Source organism: Plantibacter sp. T3, assembly GCF_902506515.1.
In the GTDB taxonomy this organism is placed as follows: domain Bacteria; phylum Actinomycetota; class Actinomycetes; order Actinomycetales; family Microbacteriaceae; genus Plantibacter; species Plantibacter auratus.
The window spans coordinates 3,442,517-3,457,901 of record NZ_LR733286.1 but is presented as its reverse complement, the minus strand read 5'-3'; the positions used below and the strand labels follow the sequence as shown (position 1 = coordinate 3,457,901).

Here is a 15,385-nt window from a genome sequence, read left to right as displayed (position 1 = left end):
CTCCCACCGCACCGGGGGACCGGTGCATCGTCGACGCTCGAACGGAGCACCCCGCACGTGAACACCAACCAGACCAGCAGCCCCGCCGTCGGCATCGACGACATCGCCTTCGCGACCGGGGCGAACCGCATCGACCTCGCCGAGCTCGCGGGGCGCTTCGGTGTCGAACCCGCTAAGTACTACGTCGGTCTCGGCCAGAGCGAGATGAGCGTCCCGGCCGCCGACGAGGACATCGTCACGATGGCCGCCGCCGCTGCCGCGCCCATCATCGAACGCCACGGCAGCGACCGGCTCAGGACCGTCCTGTTCGCCACCGAGTCCGGGATCGACCAGTCGAAGTCCGCTGGCGTCTACGTGCACCGGCTGCTCGGCCTGCCGCAGGCGGTCCGCGTGGTCGAGCTCAAGCAGGCCTGCTACTCGGCCACCGCGGCGCTGCAGTTCGCTGCTGCGCTCGTGGCGCGGAACCCCGAGGAGACCGTCCTCGTGATCGCGAGCGACGTCGCGCGGTACGAACTGCACTCCAACGCCGAGCCGACGCAGGGCGCCGGGGCCGTCGCCATGCTCGTGGCCGCCGATCCGGCCATCCTCGAGCTCGAGACCGCGACCGGCGTCTACACGCAGGACGTCATGGACTTCTGGCGCCCGAACCACAGTGCGACGGCGATCGTCGACGGCAAGCTGTCCATCTCCGCCTACCAGGACGCGATCGAGGGGGCCTGGGCGGACTACCGGTCACGCGGCGGAGCGGACTTCTCCGAGGTCGACCACTTCTGCTACCACCAGCCGTTCACGAAGATGGCGATCAAGGCGCACCGGCACCTGGCCAAGTCGCTCGGCTCCGAGCGCACCCAGGAGGAGTTGGACGCACAGATCGAGCCGACGACCGGGTACAACCGCCGGATCGGGAACAGCTACACGGCCTCCGTGTACCTCGCACTGCTCGCGCTGCTCGACGGCGACGACGACCTCACCGGTCGGCGCATCGCGTTCCTCAGCTACGGCTCGGGTGCGGTCGCGGAGTGCTTCAGCGGCATCGTGCGTCCGGGCTACCGCTCGGCTCTGCGGAGCGACGCGAACCGTGCGCAGCTCGATGCGCGGACGGTCGTCGACGACGCCCGCTACCTGCAGCTCCTCGAGGACGCGGCGTCGGCCGACGTCCACGACTCCGACCGCCCTCGCGAGACCGGTGCGCCGTTCCGTTTCGCGGGCGTCGTCGGCGACCGCCGGCAGTACGAGCCCACCTCCGCCTGACCGCTCCCGCGTCCGAGCTCTCCTGGGTGGTCGCCAGCGCGGTGCGCTGACGTCACCGCGGGTCGGGGACGTCAGCGCGGGTCTCCGGAGGGGCGCGCTCACGCGTGTGCCCCGCGGTCGTGCCGGTTCCGCCGCGCTCGCGTCAGCGCACCGCGCCGACGCCGGGTTCGACACCCTCGCGTCAGCGCACCGCGCTGGCACTCCACCCGATCGGGGACTGGTCACCCTCGGGAGGTGGCGGCTCGGATCCGGTCGACGAGGAACGGGCCCAGGGTCCGCGACCAGGTGGCCGTGATGTGGTGCAGATCGCGATAGACGAGCACGTTCCCGACGGCGAGCGGACAGGTCCCGGCGGCGCAATACAGCTCGCCGAGATCCACGACCGGCACGGCGCCGTCGGTCATCGCCGCCGTGGCGGTGTTCAGGTCGAACGTCGGGTACGCCTCGTCCACGGGGAAGGCGCACGCCCCAGCGATGAGCTCGGCGGCACTCGTGCGGTCGACGCACGCCGCGGCCGCGGTCGGCACGCGGGGATTGTCCCGCAGCACCACGATCGACGTCCCCTGCTCGAGCACCGGTCTCCACGCCGCGAGCGTCGCGCTGCGGATCGCGGCCTGCACGGCCACCGAGGTCTCGTCCGGACTCTTGGAAGTCACCAGGATGATGTCGTACGGCCGCTCACTCGTGAACGCCTCCTGCATGAGCGTCCGCCGGGCGACGCAGGCCGCCGAGTCGTCCGGTCCCGGCTCCCGCCACTCGCAGCCCTTGCCGACGTACACGTCGAGTCGCCAGTTGCGTGTCTCGAGCTGGTCGACGAGTCCGGGGATGAGCATCGTGGCGTGCGAGTTCCCGGTGAGCGCGACCCGCGTGGCGTCCGGGCGCTCGGAACCGAAGGTGCAGCCGGGGAAGTCCGGTGCGTCGGCCGCCGCGGAGCACCGGAAGGTGTCGCCGGTGTCCTCGGTCCGCACCGACAGCGGCGGTAGGAGTTCGTCCGCCAACGCCGGATTGGTGCAGCCCGACACGGCCGCATCGGCACCGAAACACGGCTCGCCGTCCGCGACGTAGGCGTCCACGGTGCTCGCGAGGGTGCGTTGCTCGGTAGCGACGGTCAGCAACCCCGCCGTCGGGATGCAGAGCACGAGTGCGGTCGCCACGCCCGCCAGCAGGACGGTCCGTGCGGAGCGTGCGTGCGCGAAGACGGGGGTTCGTCGCACAGGGTCCTCGACGAACCGTTTCGTCAGCGCGGCGAGGACCACGGCGATGACCAGGAGTGCCGTAGCGACAGCCCACCCGAGCGGGTCGTCGAGCGCGACGGGCACGCCGAGCACCCACGGCGCGACCACGATGAGCGGCCAGTGCCACAGATACAGCGGATAGGAGAGATCGCCGAGGAGGAGCGACGCACGTGTGCGCGCAAGGGTCGTCACGGACCACCGGTGGGTCGACGACCCACCGACGATCACGAGGAGCGTCCCGAGGACCGGGAGGGCGGCGGCGATCCCGGGGAACGCCGTCCGCTCGGTGAAGGCGACCAGGGCGACCGCCAGGAGGACGACACCGAGGACGCCGGAGACCGTTCGCCACCGGGTGCGGTGCACGACCACGACCGGCCCGAGGAGCGCGAGCAGACCGCCGGCCGCGAACTCCCAGGCACGGGTCGGCGTGGCGAAGTACGCCGGAGCCGGGTCCGCCGCCGTGTACACGATCGAGCACAGGAGTGAGGTGGCACCGATGATCCCGAGCGCAACACCGAGGGTGCGGCGGAGGTCTGACGGTCGACGCCGGGTGAGCCACACGCACAGCACGACGACGAGCGGCCAGCCGAGGTAGAACTGCTCTTCGACGGAGAGCGACCAGAAGTGCTGGACCGGTGACGCGGCGCTGCCCTGTGCGAGATAGTCCACGGAGCTCCCGGCCAGGAACCAGTTCTCCCAGGAGGTCGCGCTCGCCACGGTCTCGGTGAAGAACTGCGTCCAGGCGCTCGGCGGGGCCAGCCGCCAGATCAGGACGGCGGTGACGGCGAGGACGAGCAGAGCGGCCGGCAGGAGTCGCCGGATCCTCCGGGCCCAGAACGCCGGGAGGTCGACGCGGCCAGTCTGGTCGGCCTGGCGTGCGAGGTGGCTCGTGATCAGATAGCCACTGACGACGAAGAACACGTCGACGCCGACGTACCCGCCGGGCAGGAGGCTCGACGACAGGTGGAAGACCACGACGGACAGGACGGCGATCGCGCGGAGCAACTGGATGTCAGGCTGCGTTCGCGGAACCGCTCCGAGGAGGGGAGACACGTCGGTCCGGTCCTGCACCTGCCTCACGCGCCCTCCTCCGCCCTCCGGGTCGACGGACGGCGGGCTTAGCGTAGGGAACGCCGGTGACGCACTCGTGGACGGCAGATGACGTGTTCGCATCGACTCCCGGTGTCGCGCGGCGGACGACCGACGGCCGGGTCAGCCGACGTTCGCGCCGAAGAGCAGGCCGAGCACGTAGGTCGCCGCAGCAGCGCCGTACCCGATCGCGAGTTGTCGCAGTGCCCGGCGAAGCGGTGGCCCCCCGGAGAGCAGCCCGACGACGGCGCCGGTGCCGAGCAGGGCCACCCCGACCAGGAGCGCGGCGACCAGCAATGCAGCGACACCCTGCAGTCCGAACAGGTAGGGCAGGACCGGGATGACGGCGCCCGACGCGAAGAAGCAGAAGCTCGAGAGCGCGGCACCGAGCCCGGTCCCGATGGCCTCGTGCTCCATCGCCGTCCGGGCCTCGCGCTGGTAGGTGCCGGCGCCGACGCGGGCCAGGACGTCCGCTGCGTGGGCCTCGGCTTCACCGACCTCCATGCCGCGTGCCCGGTAGACGAGCGCGAGTTCATTCGCGTCGACGTCGAGGTGGGGGAGGGCGTCGTCGGCCGCCGGGTTGGGGCTGGACGCCTCGAGCAGTTCACGCTGCGACCGGACCGAGACGTACTCGCCGGCTCCCATCGACAGCGCGCCCGCCAGGAGGCCCGCGAGCCCGGCGGCGAGGACGACGCCGTTGCCGACGCCGGTGGCGCTCATGCCGATGACGAGCGCGAGGTTCGAGACGAGTCCGTCGTTCGCTCCGAACACGGCCGCCCGGAAGGTTCCGGACAGGCGGTTGCGTCCTCGGGCGGCCAGGCCCCGGACGACCTCCTCGTGGATCTGCTCGTCGGCGGCCATGCGCTCGGTGGCCGCCCGTTCGGTCGCGTAGGGCGAGCGCGACTCGGCGCGCTGGACCAGCGCCAGGACGAAGACTGATCCGAACCGCCTCGCGAGCCAGCCGAGCAGCCTGGTCCGCAGGTCACCGCGTTGCGGCTTGCCGACGTCCTCCCCGAGCAGGGCGATCCAGTGCGACTCGTGGCGTTTCTCGGCCTCCGCGAGCGCGAGCAGGATGTCGCGCTCCTCACCGCTCCGCCGCCCGGCGAGATCCCGGTAGACGGCGGCCTCGGCGCGTTCGTCGGCGAGGTACCCGCGCCACCGCCGCAGCTCGCGCTGGCTGGGCGGCTCGTGGCGTGCTGCGGATCCGTCCGCGGTCGACGTGCTCATCCGCCGATTGTCCCAGACACCTGTCGACCGGTGCGCTGCGCGGTACCGAGGCGTCCCCGGACTGGGGGCTCCTGGGCGAGGGCTTGTCCGCCAGCTGCGGTGCGTCCTGAGCCGATCTTCAGGCACCGCGATCTACGATGGTGCTCATGCCCGAGAACTCCGCCCCGTCCCGTGACGCCCCGCCGCTCGTCGGCGTCGTGATGGGCTCGGACTCCGACTGGAACGTCATGAGCGACGCGGCGCAGGTGCTCCGCGACTTCGGCGTGCCGTTCGAGGTCGAGGTGCTGTCGGCCCACCGCACGCCCGAGAAGATGATCGCCTACGGCAAAGCCGCCCACGGCCGTGGCGTCAAGGTCGTCATCGCCGGTGCCGGTGGAGCGGCGCACCTTCCCGGAATGCTCGCCTCCGTCACCACGCTCCCGGTCGTCGGCGTCCCGGTGCCGCTCTCCCGCCTCGACGGCCTCGACTCGCTCCTGTCGATCGTGCAGATGCCCGCTGGCGTGCCGGTCGCGACCGTGTCGATCGGCGGCGCGAAGAACGCCGCGCTGATCGCCGTCAAGATCCTCGCCACGGCCGACGACGCCCTGCACCAGGCACTCGTCGCCTACGCCGCGGGCCTCGCCGACTCCGTCGAGGAGAAGAACCGGAACCTCAAAGCGCAGCTATGACGAGTGCAGCCACCGCCGCGAAGCCGATGCGGTATCCCGACACCCGTTCGCGCGAGGTGATGACGAAGCGCGCCTGGTGGCTGGTCCTGCTCAACCTGCTGATCCCCGGCTCCGCGCAGGTGCTTGCCGGGAACCGGAAGCTCGGTCGGTTCGGCCTCGGGTTCACCCTCTTCCTCTGGCTGCTCGTCGTCGTCGGCGTTGCCCTCATGTTCCTCGCCCGCGAGGTGCTCTTCACCCTCGCGACGAATCCGATCGCCCTCACCGTCGCGCAGATCCTCCTCGCCGCCTACGCGATCCTGTGGATCGTGTTGACGCTCGACACCCTGCGGCTCGTGCGCCTCGTGAAGGCCTCGCCGAACGCCAGGCTCGGTGTGGCGCTGTTCACGACCCTCGCCATGGTGCTGGTGGCCGGTGGGGCCGGCTACGGAGCGGTGGTCGCAGGCGCCACCCGCGGGTCGATCTCCTCCATCTTCGGCAACACCGGCCCGTCGGAGCCGCCGGTCGACGGCTACTACAACATCCTGCTGCTCGGTGGCGATGCAGGTCCCGACCGCGACGGCATGCGGCCGGACAGCATGTCGGTCGTCAGCATCAACGCCGAGACCGGACAGGCGACGACCATGTCGATGCCGCGTGACCTCGTCGACATCCCGTTCCCCGAGGGCAGCGAGATGGCGTCCCTCTATCCGGACGGCTACGACGACTCCTGCGACGTCGACGTCTGTCAGCTCAACTCGATCTATACCGAGATCGAGCTGAAGAACCCCGAACTGTTCCCCAAGGCGACGGCTGAGGCGAGCGAGCCCGGCATCGAGGCGATGAAGCAGGCAGCCGAGGGCATCACCGGGCTGCACATCCAGTGGTACGTCCTCATCGACATGTACGGCTTCGCCACGCTGATCGACACGCTCGGTGGCGTCGACATCGACGTCAAGGAGCGACTGCCGATGGACGGCGACGCCGACCTCGAGAACGTCACGAAGTGGATCGAACCCGGCGAGCAGCACATGGACGGCTGGACCGCGCTCATGTACGCCCGGTCGCGGCACTCGACGAGCGACTACGACCGCATGGAGCGCCAGCACATCCTCCAGACGGCGATGCTCAAGCAGTTCAACCCGGCGAACGTCCTCGCGCGCTTCCAGGACGTCGCAGCTGCGGGAGGCGACGTCGTCAAGACCGATGTGCCCCAGGGCATGCTCGGCTACTTCGTGAACCTCGCGCTCAAGACGCGCGAGCTGCCGATCAACTCCCTGCAGTTCGTCCCGCCGACGATCGACCCGGAAGAGCCCGACTACACGCTCATCCACCAGATGGTGCAGGACCAGCTGTTCCCGCCGTCGCCGAGCCCGGAGCCGGACGCCGGCTGAGGCCGCTCTGAGAGGTCGTCCGTCCGGCTCGGCGTCGGTGTCAGATCTCCGCGTGCAGCTGCCAGACGCGTTCGGCGGAGTCGCGCCAACTGAAGGCCTGCTCGCGGTCCATGCCGAGGATGCGCAGGCGGGCGAGGCGTTCGCTGTCGCCAATGACGTCGTTGATGGTGGCGATGAGTCGATCGGCGTACCCCTTGGCACCGGACTCGACCACGACGCCGGCGCCGCCGCCGACCTCGACGAGCGCCGGGACGTCGGAGTGGATGACGGGCGTGCCGAAGCGGAACGCCTCGACGAGTGGGAGCCCGAACCCCTCGGCGAGACTCGGGTAGATGAAGGCGGTCGCGCGATCGAGGACGACGGCGAGGTCGGCGTCGTCGAGGAACCCGAGCGCACGCACGCGACCCTCCGGCAGCCCGGCCTCGTCGGCGACCTGCGCGAGGGTGACGTCGCCCCAGCTGTCCGTGCCGACGATGAGCAGGGGGAGGTCGGGTGCACCGGGTCGTCCGAGGCCGGTGATGAGTTCGGTGATGCCGCGACGGGGGTCGAGTGAGCCGACCGACACGAGGTACTCGGCGGGGAGGTCGAGCGTCCGTGCTCGACCGTCGGCGTCGGTCGGGATGGTGAGCGTGGTCGCGGCGGCCCCGCCGATGACGCGGACGCGGTCGCCGAGATCGACGATGTCGCGCAGTTCGTCGGCGACGGCGTGCGTCGGGACCACGATGGCGTCCGCGTGCTTCCGCGCCCGCTTGACCATCGCCTTCTGCCACGCCACCGACATCGGTGTCAGTGACGACGGGTGCGACCAGGCGAGCGTGTCGTGGATGGTGACGACGATCTGGTTGCCGTCGTTGATGCGGTCGTGGCGGTTGAGCGGGGCGAGCAGGCCCGGGGCGTGCACCATGCCGTTCGCGGTGCCGGGTGCGACGATGCCGAGCTGCCAGGCGGCACTGAGCTCGCGGCGCGGGAGCGTGGTGCGATGCAGCGTCGCCAGTCCGGGGAGCTTGGACTCGAGGAGGTCGATCTTCTCCTTCGATACCGCCGAGACGATGCCCTCGACGTCGCATCCCGCTGGGGCGCTCGCGATGAGCTCACGGGTGAGTTCCTCGGAGTAACGACCGACCCCGCCGGCGACCGGCGCGACGATCTGGTCGACGACGACGCGCAGGGTGGTCACGGTGCCGTGACGACGCCGTGCTGCGTCGCTGCCTCGAAGGCCTCCCGCCAGTCACGCATCGGGGCGAGACCGGCGGTGGCCCAGGCGTCGTGGCCGAGCACCGAGTAGGCGGGGCGCGGCGCGGGGCGGACGAACGCCGAGCTGTCGGTGGGGGAGACCCGGGCCGGGTCCGCGCCGACCGCCGCGAAGACCGCCTGGGCGAACTCATACCAGGAGGCCTGTCCGGCGTTGGTGCCGTGGTAGACCCCGGCAGGAGCGTCGGCGTCGAGCAGTGCGACGATTTGCGCGGCGAGGTCGGCGGTCCACGTGGGCTGACCCAACTGGTCGGTCACGACGGCCGGGTCGACGCCGTTCGCCGCGAGCTTCGCCATGGTGGCGGCGAAGTTCGGTCCGTTCTTGCCGTACAGCCATGCCGTCCGCACGATGTAGCCGCCGTTCGGGTGCTCGGCGAGGACGGCGCGCTCCCCGTCGGCCTTCGTCCGGCCGTACGCGCTGATCGGGGCGAGCTCGTGGTCCTCCTGGTACGGCGAGGTCGCGGAGCCGTCGAAGACGTAGTCGGTCGACACCTGGACGAGCTTCGCGCCGGCCTCCCGAGCGGCGATCGCGAGGTTGCGGGCCCCGATGGCGTTCACGGCCGCGGCGTCTGCTTCGTGCGACTCGGCGTCGTCCACCTTCGTGTAGGCGGCGGCGTTGATGACGGCCGAGTGCCCTGCGACGGCGGAACGGACGGCCTCGAGGTCGGTCACGTCGAGCTCGGCGCGACCGAGGGCGGTGACCTCGCGACCCGTCAGGGCCTCCTGCAGGTCGTGGCCGAGCATGCCGGAAGCGCCGGTGATCAGGTACGTCAAGATAGGGGTCCTCTCGGGAGTGGCCCGTTCATCGTACCCGGCTCGGGCAGGGCGGAACCTGTCGGTGCCTGAGTCGCCGGTGGCTCCTCGAACAGCGTTCGCTGGGCCTCCTCAACGCGAGCGAGGTTGGCGAGGCCGTCCGCCCGATGGTGTCCGTAGACCCAGAAGCGGTAGAGGAAGAAACGGAAAAGGGTCCCGAGGCCGAGCCCGATGACGTTCGAGGCCAGGTTGTCGGCGAGCAGCGAGGTGAAGCCGAGGACGTAGTGGCTGACGTAGAGACACCCGACGGCGATGGCCATGCCACCCAGGGAGACGATCACGTACTCGCCGAGTTCCAGGACGAAGTTCTTCCGGCGATGCTCGCGGAAGGTCCAGTACCGGTTGCCGATCCAGTTGAAGACGATGGCGACCGAGACACTGATGACCTTGGCGCCGAGCGGGGACTGCGCGACGTGGTCGTGCCCGAAGACGCCGACGCGCAGCAGGTTGAACACGAGCACATCGAGGCCGAAGCCGATCAGCCCGACGACGCCGAACTTCACCGCGTACGCGGAGACACCGTTCCAGAGGCGGCGGAGCAGAGGGATCATGGCGGGCCGTTCTGTGCGCGGACACTCGATTATGCCTGAGACAACCGGTGACGGAACCGCGGAATACTGTCGCCGAGCGCCGACTTGGTAGACTCCCCGGGTGCAGATCCGCGAACTGAACGTCCCCGACAGCTATGAGATCACGCCGAAGCAGTTCGGCGACGACCGAGGCGTGTTCCTCGAGTGGTACCGCTTCGACAAGCTCGAAGAGGCCTCCGGTCGGTCGATCAAGCTGGCCCAGTCCAACACCTCGGTGTCGAAGCGCGGCTCGGTGCGCGGCATCCACTTCGCCGACATCCCGATCGGGCAGGCGAAGTACGTCACGGCCACCCGCGGTGCCGTCCTCGACTACGTCATCGACATCCGCGTGGGCTCACCGACCTTCGGCCAGTGGGACTCGGTGCTGCTCGACGACACCGACCGCAAGGCGATCTTCATCTCCGAGGGCCTCGGCCACTGCTTCGTCGCCCTGACCGACGACGCCACCGTCAGCTACCTCGTGACCGACGTGTACCGCCCCGACCGCGAGCACGGCATCAACCCGCTCGACGAGCGGATCGGTCTCGTCATCCCACCGGAGGCCGGCACGCCTCTGCTCTCACCGAAGGACACCGAGGCCCCCGGTCTCGACGAGGCGGCCGCCGCCGGCCTCCTGCCGACCTGGGACGACGCCCGGGCGTTCTACGCGACCTTGAAGGGGAACTGACGATGCGCGGCATCATTCTCGCCGGTGGATCCGGCACGCGTCTCTGGCCGATCACCAAGGGCATCTCCAAGCAGCTCATGCCCATCTACGACAAGCCGATGATCTACTACCCCCTGTCGACGCTCATGATGGCGGGGATCAAGGAGATCCTCATCATCACCACCCCGGAGTACAACGAGCAGTTCCGGGCGCTCCTCGGCAACGGCGACGACCTCGGCATCCGCCTCGAGTACGCCGTCCAGCCGTCTCCGGACGGCCTTGCGCAGGCGTTCATCATCGGTGAGGAGTTCATCGGAGACGAGAGCGTCGCCCTGGTCCTCGGCGACAACATCTTCCACGGCACCGGCCTCGGTTCAGCTCTCCGCAGTCACAACGACATCGACGGCGCGCTCATCTTCGCCTACCAGGTCGCCGATCCGAAGGCCTACGGCGTCGTCGAGTTCGACGACGACTTCAAAGCGCTTTCCATCGAGGAGAAGCCCGCGCAGCCGAAGAGCAACTATGCGGTGCCCGGACTGTACTTCTACGACAACTCGATCGTCGAGATCGCCAAGACGATCGAGCCCTCCGCCCGAGGCGAGCTCGAGATCTCGACGGTCAACGAGCGCTATCTGGAGCGCGGCACCCTGCAGGTCCAGGTGCTCGACCGTGGCACCGCCTGGCTCGACACCGGCACCTTCGAGTCGATGATGCAGGCGTCCGAGTACGTGCGTGTGATCGAAGACCGCCAGGGCTTCAAGGTCGGCTGCATCGAGGAGATCGCGTGGCGTGCCGGTTGGATCGACGATGAGCAGCTCGCAGCCCTCGCCGCTCCGCTGGTGAAGAGCGGTTACGGTCGCTACCTGCAGACGCTGCTGGCCCAGCAGGCCTGACCGTGTCGCCTCTCAGCTCGCGGCTGACGGCGGTACGCACCCGCGCCGCCCGTGTCAGGACCCGTGCCGCCCGCCTCCTCCGGTTCTTCAAGGACCTCGGTCCGAAGGCCTTCCTCGGTCGGGTGTTCAGCAAGCTCTCGACCCAACTGAGCCTGCAGAACGCCGGCGGGGAGATGCTCGTCAACCTCGAGCACGCCGCAGCCGTCGACTGGACGGTGCCCGGCGAACGCTTCGCGAACCCGGTGACCGTCGCCGACGGCCCGGTCCGCATGGCCTGGATCATGTCGCCGCCGGGAGCCGAGAGCGGCGGCCACCAGAACCTGTTCCGGTTCATCGACTTCGCTGAACGGGCAGGTCACCACTGCACGATCTACCTCTACGACAATCTGCACCTGACGCCGAGTCTCGACGCGACGAAGCAGATGCTCGCCGCTTCGAAGTCGTACCCGGATCTCAATGCCGACATCCGGATGTACGACGCCTCCGTCGGCGTGGACGCGGACACCCAGGCGTTGTTCGCCACCGGCTGGGAGACCGCCTACGCCTCCTACCTCGATCGCTCGACGGCGAAGCGCTTCTACTTCGTGCAGGACTTCGAGCCGTACTTCTATGCGATCGGCTCGGAGTACATCCTCGCGGAGAACACCTACCGCTTCGGATTCCACGGCATCACGGCTGGCGGGTGGCTGGCCCACAAGCTCAGCACCGAGTACGGCATGGCATGTGACTCCTTCGACTTCTCGGTCGACACCTCGCTCTACCGGATCACGAATGAGCGTCCACGGAACGAGATCTTCTTCTACGCACGCCCGGTCACCTCGCGGCGCGCGTTCGAGCTCGGCGTCCTCGCGCTGAAGGACTTCTCGGAGCTGAAGCCGGATGTCACCATCAACCTGGCCGGTTGGGACGTCTCCGGATGGGACTTGCCGTTCGCGTACAAGAACCACTCCAGCATGCAGCTGGCCGAGCTCAACGAGCTCTACAACCGCTGTGCTGCGGGGCTCGTGTTGTCGCTGACCAACATGTCGCTGCTCCCGCTCGAGTTGATCTCGAGCGGCGTCGCCCCGGTCGTGAACGACGGTCCGAACAACCGCATGGTGTCGGACAACCCGTTCATCGAATACGTGCCTCCGGTGCCCATGGCGCTCGCTCGGACGCTCGCCGGCGTCTTCGACCGGCCGGATGCGACCGCTCGTGGTCTGGCCATGTCCGCCTCGGTCGCCGGTGCAAGCTGGAGCGACTCGGGTGACGCGTTCGTGTCGGCAGTCGAACGGGTCATGCGTGGCTAAGGCACTGGTCATCGGTGCGAACGGGTTCATCGGTTCGCACCTCGTCGACGCGCTCGACGGTGCCGGCCACGAGGTGACCGCGTTCGACCGGTTCAGCTCTGGCACGACGACCTTCAGCTCCGAGCGGGCCCGAGTGCTGACCGGGGAGTTCCTCAGTCGGAGCGACCTCGAGGAAGCCGTCCGAGGTCAGGAACTCGTGTTCCATTTCCTGTCGACGACCACGCCGGCGACGGCGGAGAGCGATCCGACGCTGGACGTCCGCACCAACATCGCCCAGACGATCGAGCTCCTCGAGTCGAGTGTCGCCGCGGGTGTCGGCCGATTCGTGTTCGCATCGACCGGCGGGGCGATCTACGGGCAGCAGGGTCAGGACGTCTACTCGGAGACGGACCAGGCGCTCCCGATCTCGCCCTACGGCATCGGCAAGCTCGCGATCGAGCACTACCTCGACTACTTCCGGGCGAAGCACGGTCTGGCCTCGACGGCCCTGCGGGTGTCGAACCCCTACGGCACTCGCCAGCGTCCGAACCGCAAGCAGGGGCTCATCCCGATCGCGCTGAGACAGATCGCTCTCGGCCGGCCGATCCAACAGTTCGGCGACGGGTCGATGGTCCGCGATTACGTCTACGTCGAGGATCTCGTACGGATGATCCTGCCGGTGGTTGCGACCACGCCGGAGCACTCCACCTACAACCTCGGCAGCGGCATCGGGTTCTCCGTGTCCGAGGTGTTCGCCTCCTTGCGTCGCGTCACCGGCGTCGACTTCGCGATCGAACGCCTGCCGCAACCGAAGACGTTCGTCGATCGGGTCGTCCTGGACGTCTCCCGGTACGAGGGCGAGTTCGGTCGGCCGCAGTCGCCGACCTCACTCGACGACGGCGTCAGCGCGCTCTGGGCCGAACTGGGACGGGACGCCGGCTGACAGGGTCCGGCTCGAAGGGTCTCGTCGGGGACCGCAGCGTGGCGTCTCTCCGGTGCTGGTCCGCTCGATACCCTCAGAGGACGACATCCCCGAGCGGAAGGCCCCGAGATGCCAGAGACGATCGGGGCCCGACACGTCGGTCCGAGACCACGACGCAGAACCTCGGTCGCGATCGGCGCGGTCGTCGCCATCGCGGTGGCCTCGACTGCCCTCGGTGCCGTCCCCGCGGCCGTGGCCGAGGCTCCGCAACCGGCTCCGACGGGCGCCTACGTCTCTGCACCGTCCGTCGCACCGGATGGCGCGTTCACCGTGGACTTCATCGGCGAGACCGCCGAGTGCGGTGACGGCGGTGACGCGTTCTCCCAGAGCTGGGCGTTCGTCGACGCCGCAGCATCGACACCGCTGCCGTCGCCCTCGGAGGCGAATTCAGCGCTCGGCGTGACCTCCCGGGACGGTCAGATGTCGGCGTCGATCCCCGATGGTACGGCCGGGTCCCTGCAGCTCACGTGCACACCCTCGGGAGGTGGCGCAGCACAGACCATCTCCCTACCGCTGACGGTCCGTTCGGGCCCGACGGCGACCAGGTGGAGTTGGAGCATCACGGGCCCCGTCGGGGCGGGAGCCGTGGTGACCGCCAGCGCGTTCGGCTTCACGCCTGGTGAGCAGGTGACGGCCTCGATCACGAACGTCACGCGGGGACTAGCGTCGGGCGGCGACCTGTCCGGTGCGGTCGCTGCACCTGTCGGGGCGACGGTCGACGGATCGGGTGCGGTGACGGTCGACATCGTCGTTCCGAGCGGCTGGGTTCCCGGGGACGACCTGGACCTCTCGATCGCGGGCGCCACCAGCCGGTTCCGCCTCGCGTCCGGTCCGGGCACCCCGATGCCACTCAGCTCGACGGAGGCGCTCTCGACGAGCGGGGCGGTCTTCTCGGGAGGCGACCTCGTCGTCCGGGCAGGAGGGTTCGCACCGGCGGAGACGGTCACCTTCTCCCTGCACCCGTCGACGGGTTCCGCTGAGCAGGTCGGAGCGCTGGTCGCCGATGCGGGCGGCGGGGTCGCGGGGACGCTTCGACTGCCGGCCGACGCTCCCGCCGGCGTGCAACGACTCTGGGGGGTGAGCGGGTCCGACGACGGACGACTGGTCTCCGCCGCGCTGACCGTGGCCGCTTCGCCGGAGGTCGTCCGGATCTCGGGGGAGGACCGCTACCAGACCGCGGTCGCGACGGCGCAGGCGTTCGCTCCGTTCGACACGGGTACCGGAACCGTCTACCTGACGTCGGGGAACACCTTCCCGGACGCGCTGGGAGCCGGAGCCCTCGCCGCCTCGATCGGTGCGCCGGTCCTCCTGACGGCACCGGAGGTCCTGCCGGACGCGGTGCGGGCGGAGCTGCTCAGATTGCGTCCCGCGACGGTGAAGGTGGTCGGTGGGACGTCGGCCGTGTCCGACGCGGTCCTCAGCCAGGTCACGGGGCTCGCATTCGCACACGGTACGACCCGCATCGGTGGGTCGGACCGGTTCGAGACGAACCGACTGCTCATCGCGGACGCGCTGCGTAGCGCCTCGACGGTCTACCTCGCGATCGGGTCCAACTTCCCGGACGCACTCGCCGCCGGCCCGGCCGCAGCCAGTCTGGGAGGTGCCGTGGTCCTCGTCGACGGTGGTGCGTCGACCGTGGACGCTGCGACGCTCCGGATGATCGCCGGGCTCGGGGTCCGCGACGTCAGACTCGTGGGCGGGCGTGCGGCGATGAGCGCCGGTATCCAGTCGCAGTTGGAACACCTCTACCCGGGCAAGGTGACGCGGTATGCGGGAGCCGACCGCTACGACACGGCCGCGCAGATCGTGGCCGCCGCGTGGCCGGGCGCCGTCGATCAGGTGCTGTTGGCCTCGGGGGCGAACTTCCCCGACGCACTCGCAGCCGGCGCGTTGGGTGTACCGATGCTCACGAGCGGGTCCACCTGTGTGTCGTCTTCCGTACTCGACCGCCTTGCGGCGTTGCAGCCCAAGACGGTGTCGGTGGTCGGCGGGACCACGGCACTCACGCCGGCGGTGGCGGCACTGAAGCGCTGCTGACCCCGATCATCGGAGCCGTGCCTCGAGGGTGCAGTACTGAGGTGATCACCTCTGCTAGAGTTCAG

13 protein-coding genes are annotated in these 15,385 nt (G+C 69.5%); 8 read left to right on the top strand and 5 right to left on the bottom strand.

The annotated features are described in order from the left end of the window. Positions 1-57: 57 nt before the first annotated feature. On the top strand, positions 58-1,251 hold the full coding sequence (locus GV015_RS16385) for a hydroxymethylglutaryl-CoA synthase (protein WP_159879425.1): 1,194 nt from the start codon (positions 58-60) through the stop codon (positions 1,249-1,251). A 221-nt stretch (positions 1,252-1,472) separates the two neighbouring features. Here GV015_RS16385 and GV015_RS16380 read toward each other — a convergent pair whose 3' ends face one another. Continuing rightward, a complete protein-coding gene (locus tag GV015_RS16380) occupies positions 1,473-3,566 on the bottom strand; it encodes an acyltransferase family protein (protein WP_159879423.1) in 2,094 nt (697 codons plus the stop codon). 132 nt (positions 3,567-3,698) lie between these two features. Further along, positions 3,699-4,802: a VIT1/CCC1 family protein gene (locus tag GV015_RS16375; protein ID WP_079707308.1), complete on the bottom strand. Its 1,104-nt coding sequence runs from the start codon at positions 4,800-4,802 to the stop codon at positions 3,699-3,701. A 146-nt stretch (positions 4,803-4,948) separates the two neighbouring features. Here GV015_RS16375 and purE point away from each other — a divergent pair, with 146 nt between their 5' ends. Together purE and GV015_RS16365 are read left to right on the top strand one after the other, a co-directional pair. Further along, entirely contained in the window at positions 4,949-5,470 is a 522-nt protein-coding gene (purE, locus tag GV015_RS16370; RefSeq protein WP_079707412.1) for a 5-(carboxyamino)imidazole ribonucleotide mutase, read from the top strand. After that, entirely contained in the window at positions 5,467-6,840 is a 1,374-nt protein-coding gene (locus GV015_RS16365; RefSeq protein WP_236555507.1) for an LCP family protein, read from the top strand. Before purE ends, GV015_RS16365 begins: the two co-directional genes overlap by 4 nt. A gap of 40 nt (positions 6,841-6,880) precedes the next feature. On the opposite strand, the gene GV015_RS16360 is transcribed toward GV015_RS16365, so the two are convergent. Genes GV015_RS16360 through GV015_RS16350 form a run of 3 tightly spaced genes read right to left on the bottom strand, consistent with a single transcriptional unit; the run spans position 6,881 to position 9,455 of the window. Beyond that, positions 6,881-8,017, bottom strand: a complete 1,137-nt coding sequence (locus GV015_RS16360) for a glycosyltransferase family 1 protein (protein WP_159879421.1) — start codon at positions 8,015-8,017, stop codon at positions 6,881-6,883. Continuing rightward, positions 8,014-8,865 carry a dTDP-4-dehydrorhamnose reductase gene (gene rfbD, locus GV015_RS16355; RefSeq protein ID WP_124769689.1) on the bottom strand — a complete coding sequence of 284 codons (852 nt, stop codon included), beginning with the start codon at positions 8,863-8,865 and terminating at the stop codon, positions 8,014-8,016. The genes GV015_RS16360 and rfbD overlap by 4 nt, the downstream gene beginning before the upstream one ends. Then, positions 8,862-9,455: a GtrA family protein gene (locus GV015_RS16350; RefSeq protein WP_159879419.1), complete on the bottom strand. Its 594-nt coding sequence runs from the start codon at positions 9,453-9,455 to the stop codon at positions 8,862-8,864. Before GV015_RS16350 ends, rfbD begins: the two co-directional genes overlap by 4 nt. A gap of 100 nt (positions 9,456-9,555) precedes the next feature. Here GV015_RS16350 and GV015_RS16345 point away from each other — a divergent pair, with 100 nt between their 5' ends. The 5 genes from GV015_RS16345 (at position 9,556) to GV015_RS16325 (ending at position 15,320) form a co-directional block, all read left to right on the top strand. Continuing rightward, positions 9,556-10,161, top strand: coding sequence for a dTDP-4-dehydrorhamnose 3,5-epimerase family protein (locus GV015_RS16345; RefSeq protein WP_124769687.1), 606 nt, complete (start codon positions 9,556-9,558; stop codon positions 10,159-10,161). A 2-nt stretch (positions 10,162-10,163) separates the two neighbouring features. Next, entirely contained in the window at positions 10,164-11,033 is an 870-nt protein-coding gene (rfbA, locus tag GV015_RS16340) for a glucose-1-phosphate thymidylyltransferase RfbA (protein ID WP_079707304.1), read from the top strand. Positions 11,034-11,035: 2 nt separating this feature from the next. Next, entirely contained in the window at positions 11,036-12,322 is a 1,287-nt protein-coding gene (locus GV015_RS16335) for a glycosyltransferase family 1 protein (protein WP_201299402.1), read from the top strand. Next, positions 12,315-13,244, top strand: coding sequence for an NAD-dependent epimerase/dehydratase family protein (locus GV015_RS16330; RefSeq protein ID WP_159879417.1), 930 nt, complete (start codon positions 12,315-12,317; stop codon positions 13,242-13,244). The genes GV015_RS16335 and GV015_RS16330 overlap by 8 nt, the downstream gene beginning before the upstream one ends. 108 nt (positions 13,245-13,352) lie before the next feature. Further along, positions 13,353-15,320 (top strand): cell wall-binding repeat-containing protein, encoded by a 1,968-nt coding sequence (locus GV015_RS16325; RefSeq protein WP_159879415.1) that lies wholly within the window; start codon positions 13,353-13,355, stop codon positions 15,318-15,320. Positions 15,321-15,385 lie beyond the last annotated feature (65 nt).

Bases quoted from the DNA above. Each gene is read 5' to 3' on its own strand.
- GV015_RS16375 (WP_079707308.1), bottom strand. From the start codon at position 4,802: ATGAGCACGTCGACCGCGGACGGATCCGCAGCACGCCACGAGCCGCCC.
- purE (WP_079707412.1), top strand. From the start codon at position 4,949: ATGCCCGAGAACTCCGCCCCGTCCCGTGACGCCCCGCCGCTCGTCGGC.
- GV015_RS16365 (WP_236555507.1), top strand. From the start codon at position 5,467: ATGACGAGTGCAGCCACCGCCGCGAAGCCGATGCGGTATCCCGACACC.
- GV015_RS16350 (WP_159879419.1), bottom strand. From the start codon at position 9,455: ATGATCCCTCTGCTCCGCCGCCTCTGGAACGGTGTCTCCGCGTACGCG.
- rfbA (WP_079707304.1), top strand. From the start codon at position 10,164: ATGCGCGGCATCATTCTCGCCGGTGGATCCGGCACGCGTCTCTGGCCG.
- GV015_RS16325 (WP_159879415.1), top strand. From the start codon at position 13,353: ATGCCAGAGACGATCGGGGCCCGACACGTCGGTCCGAGACCACGACGC.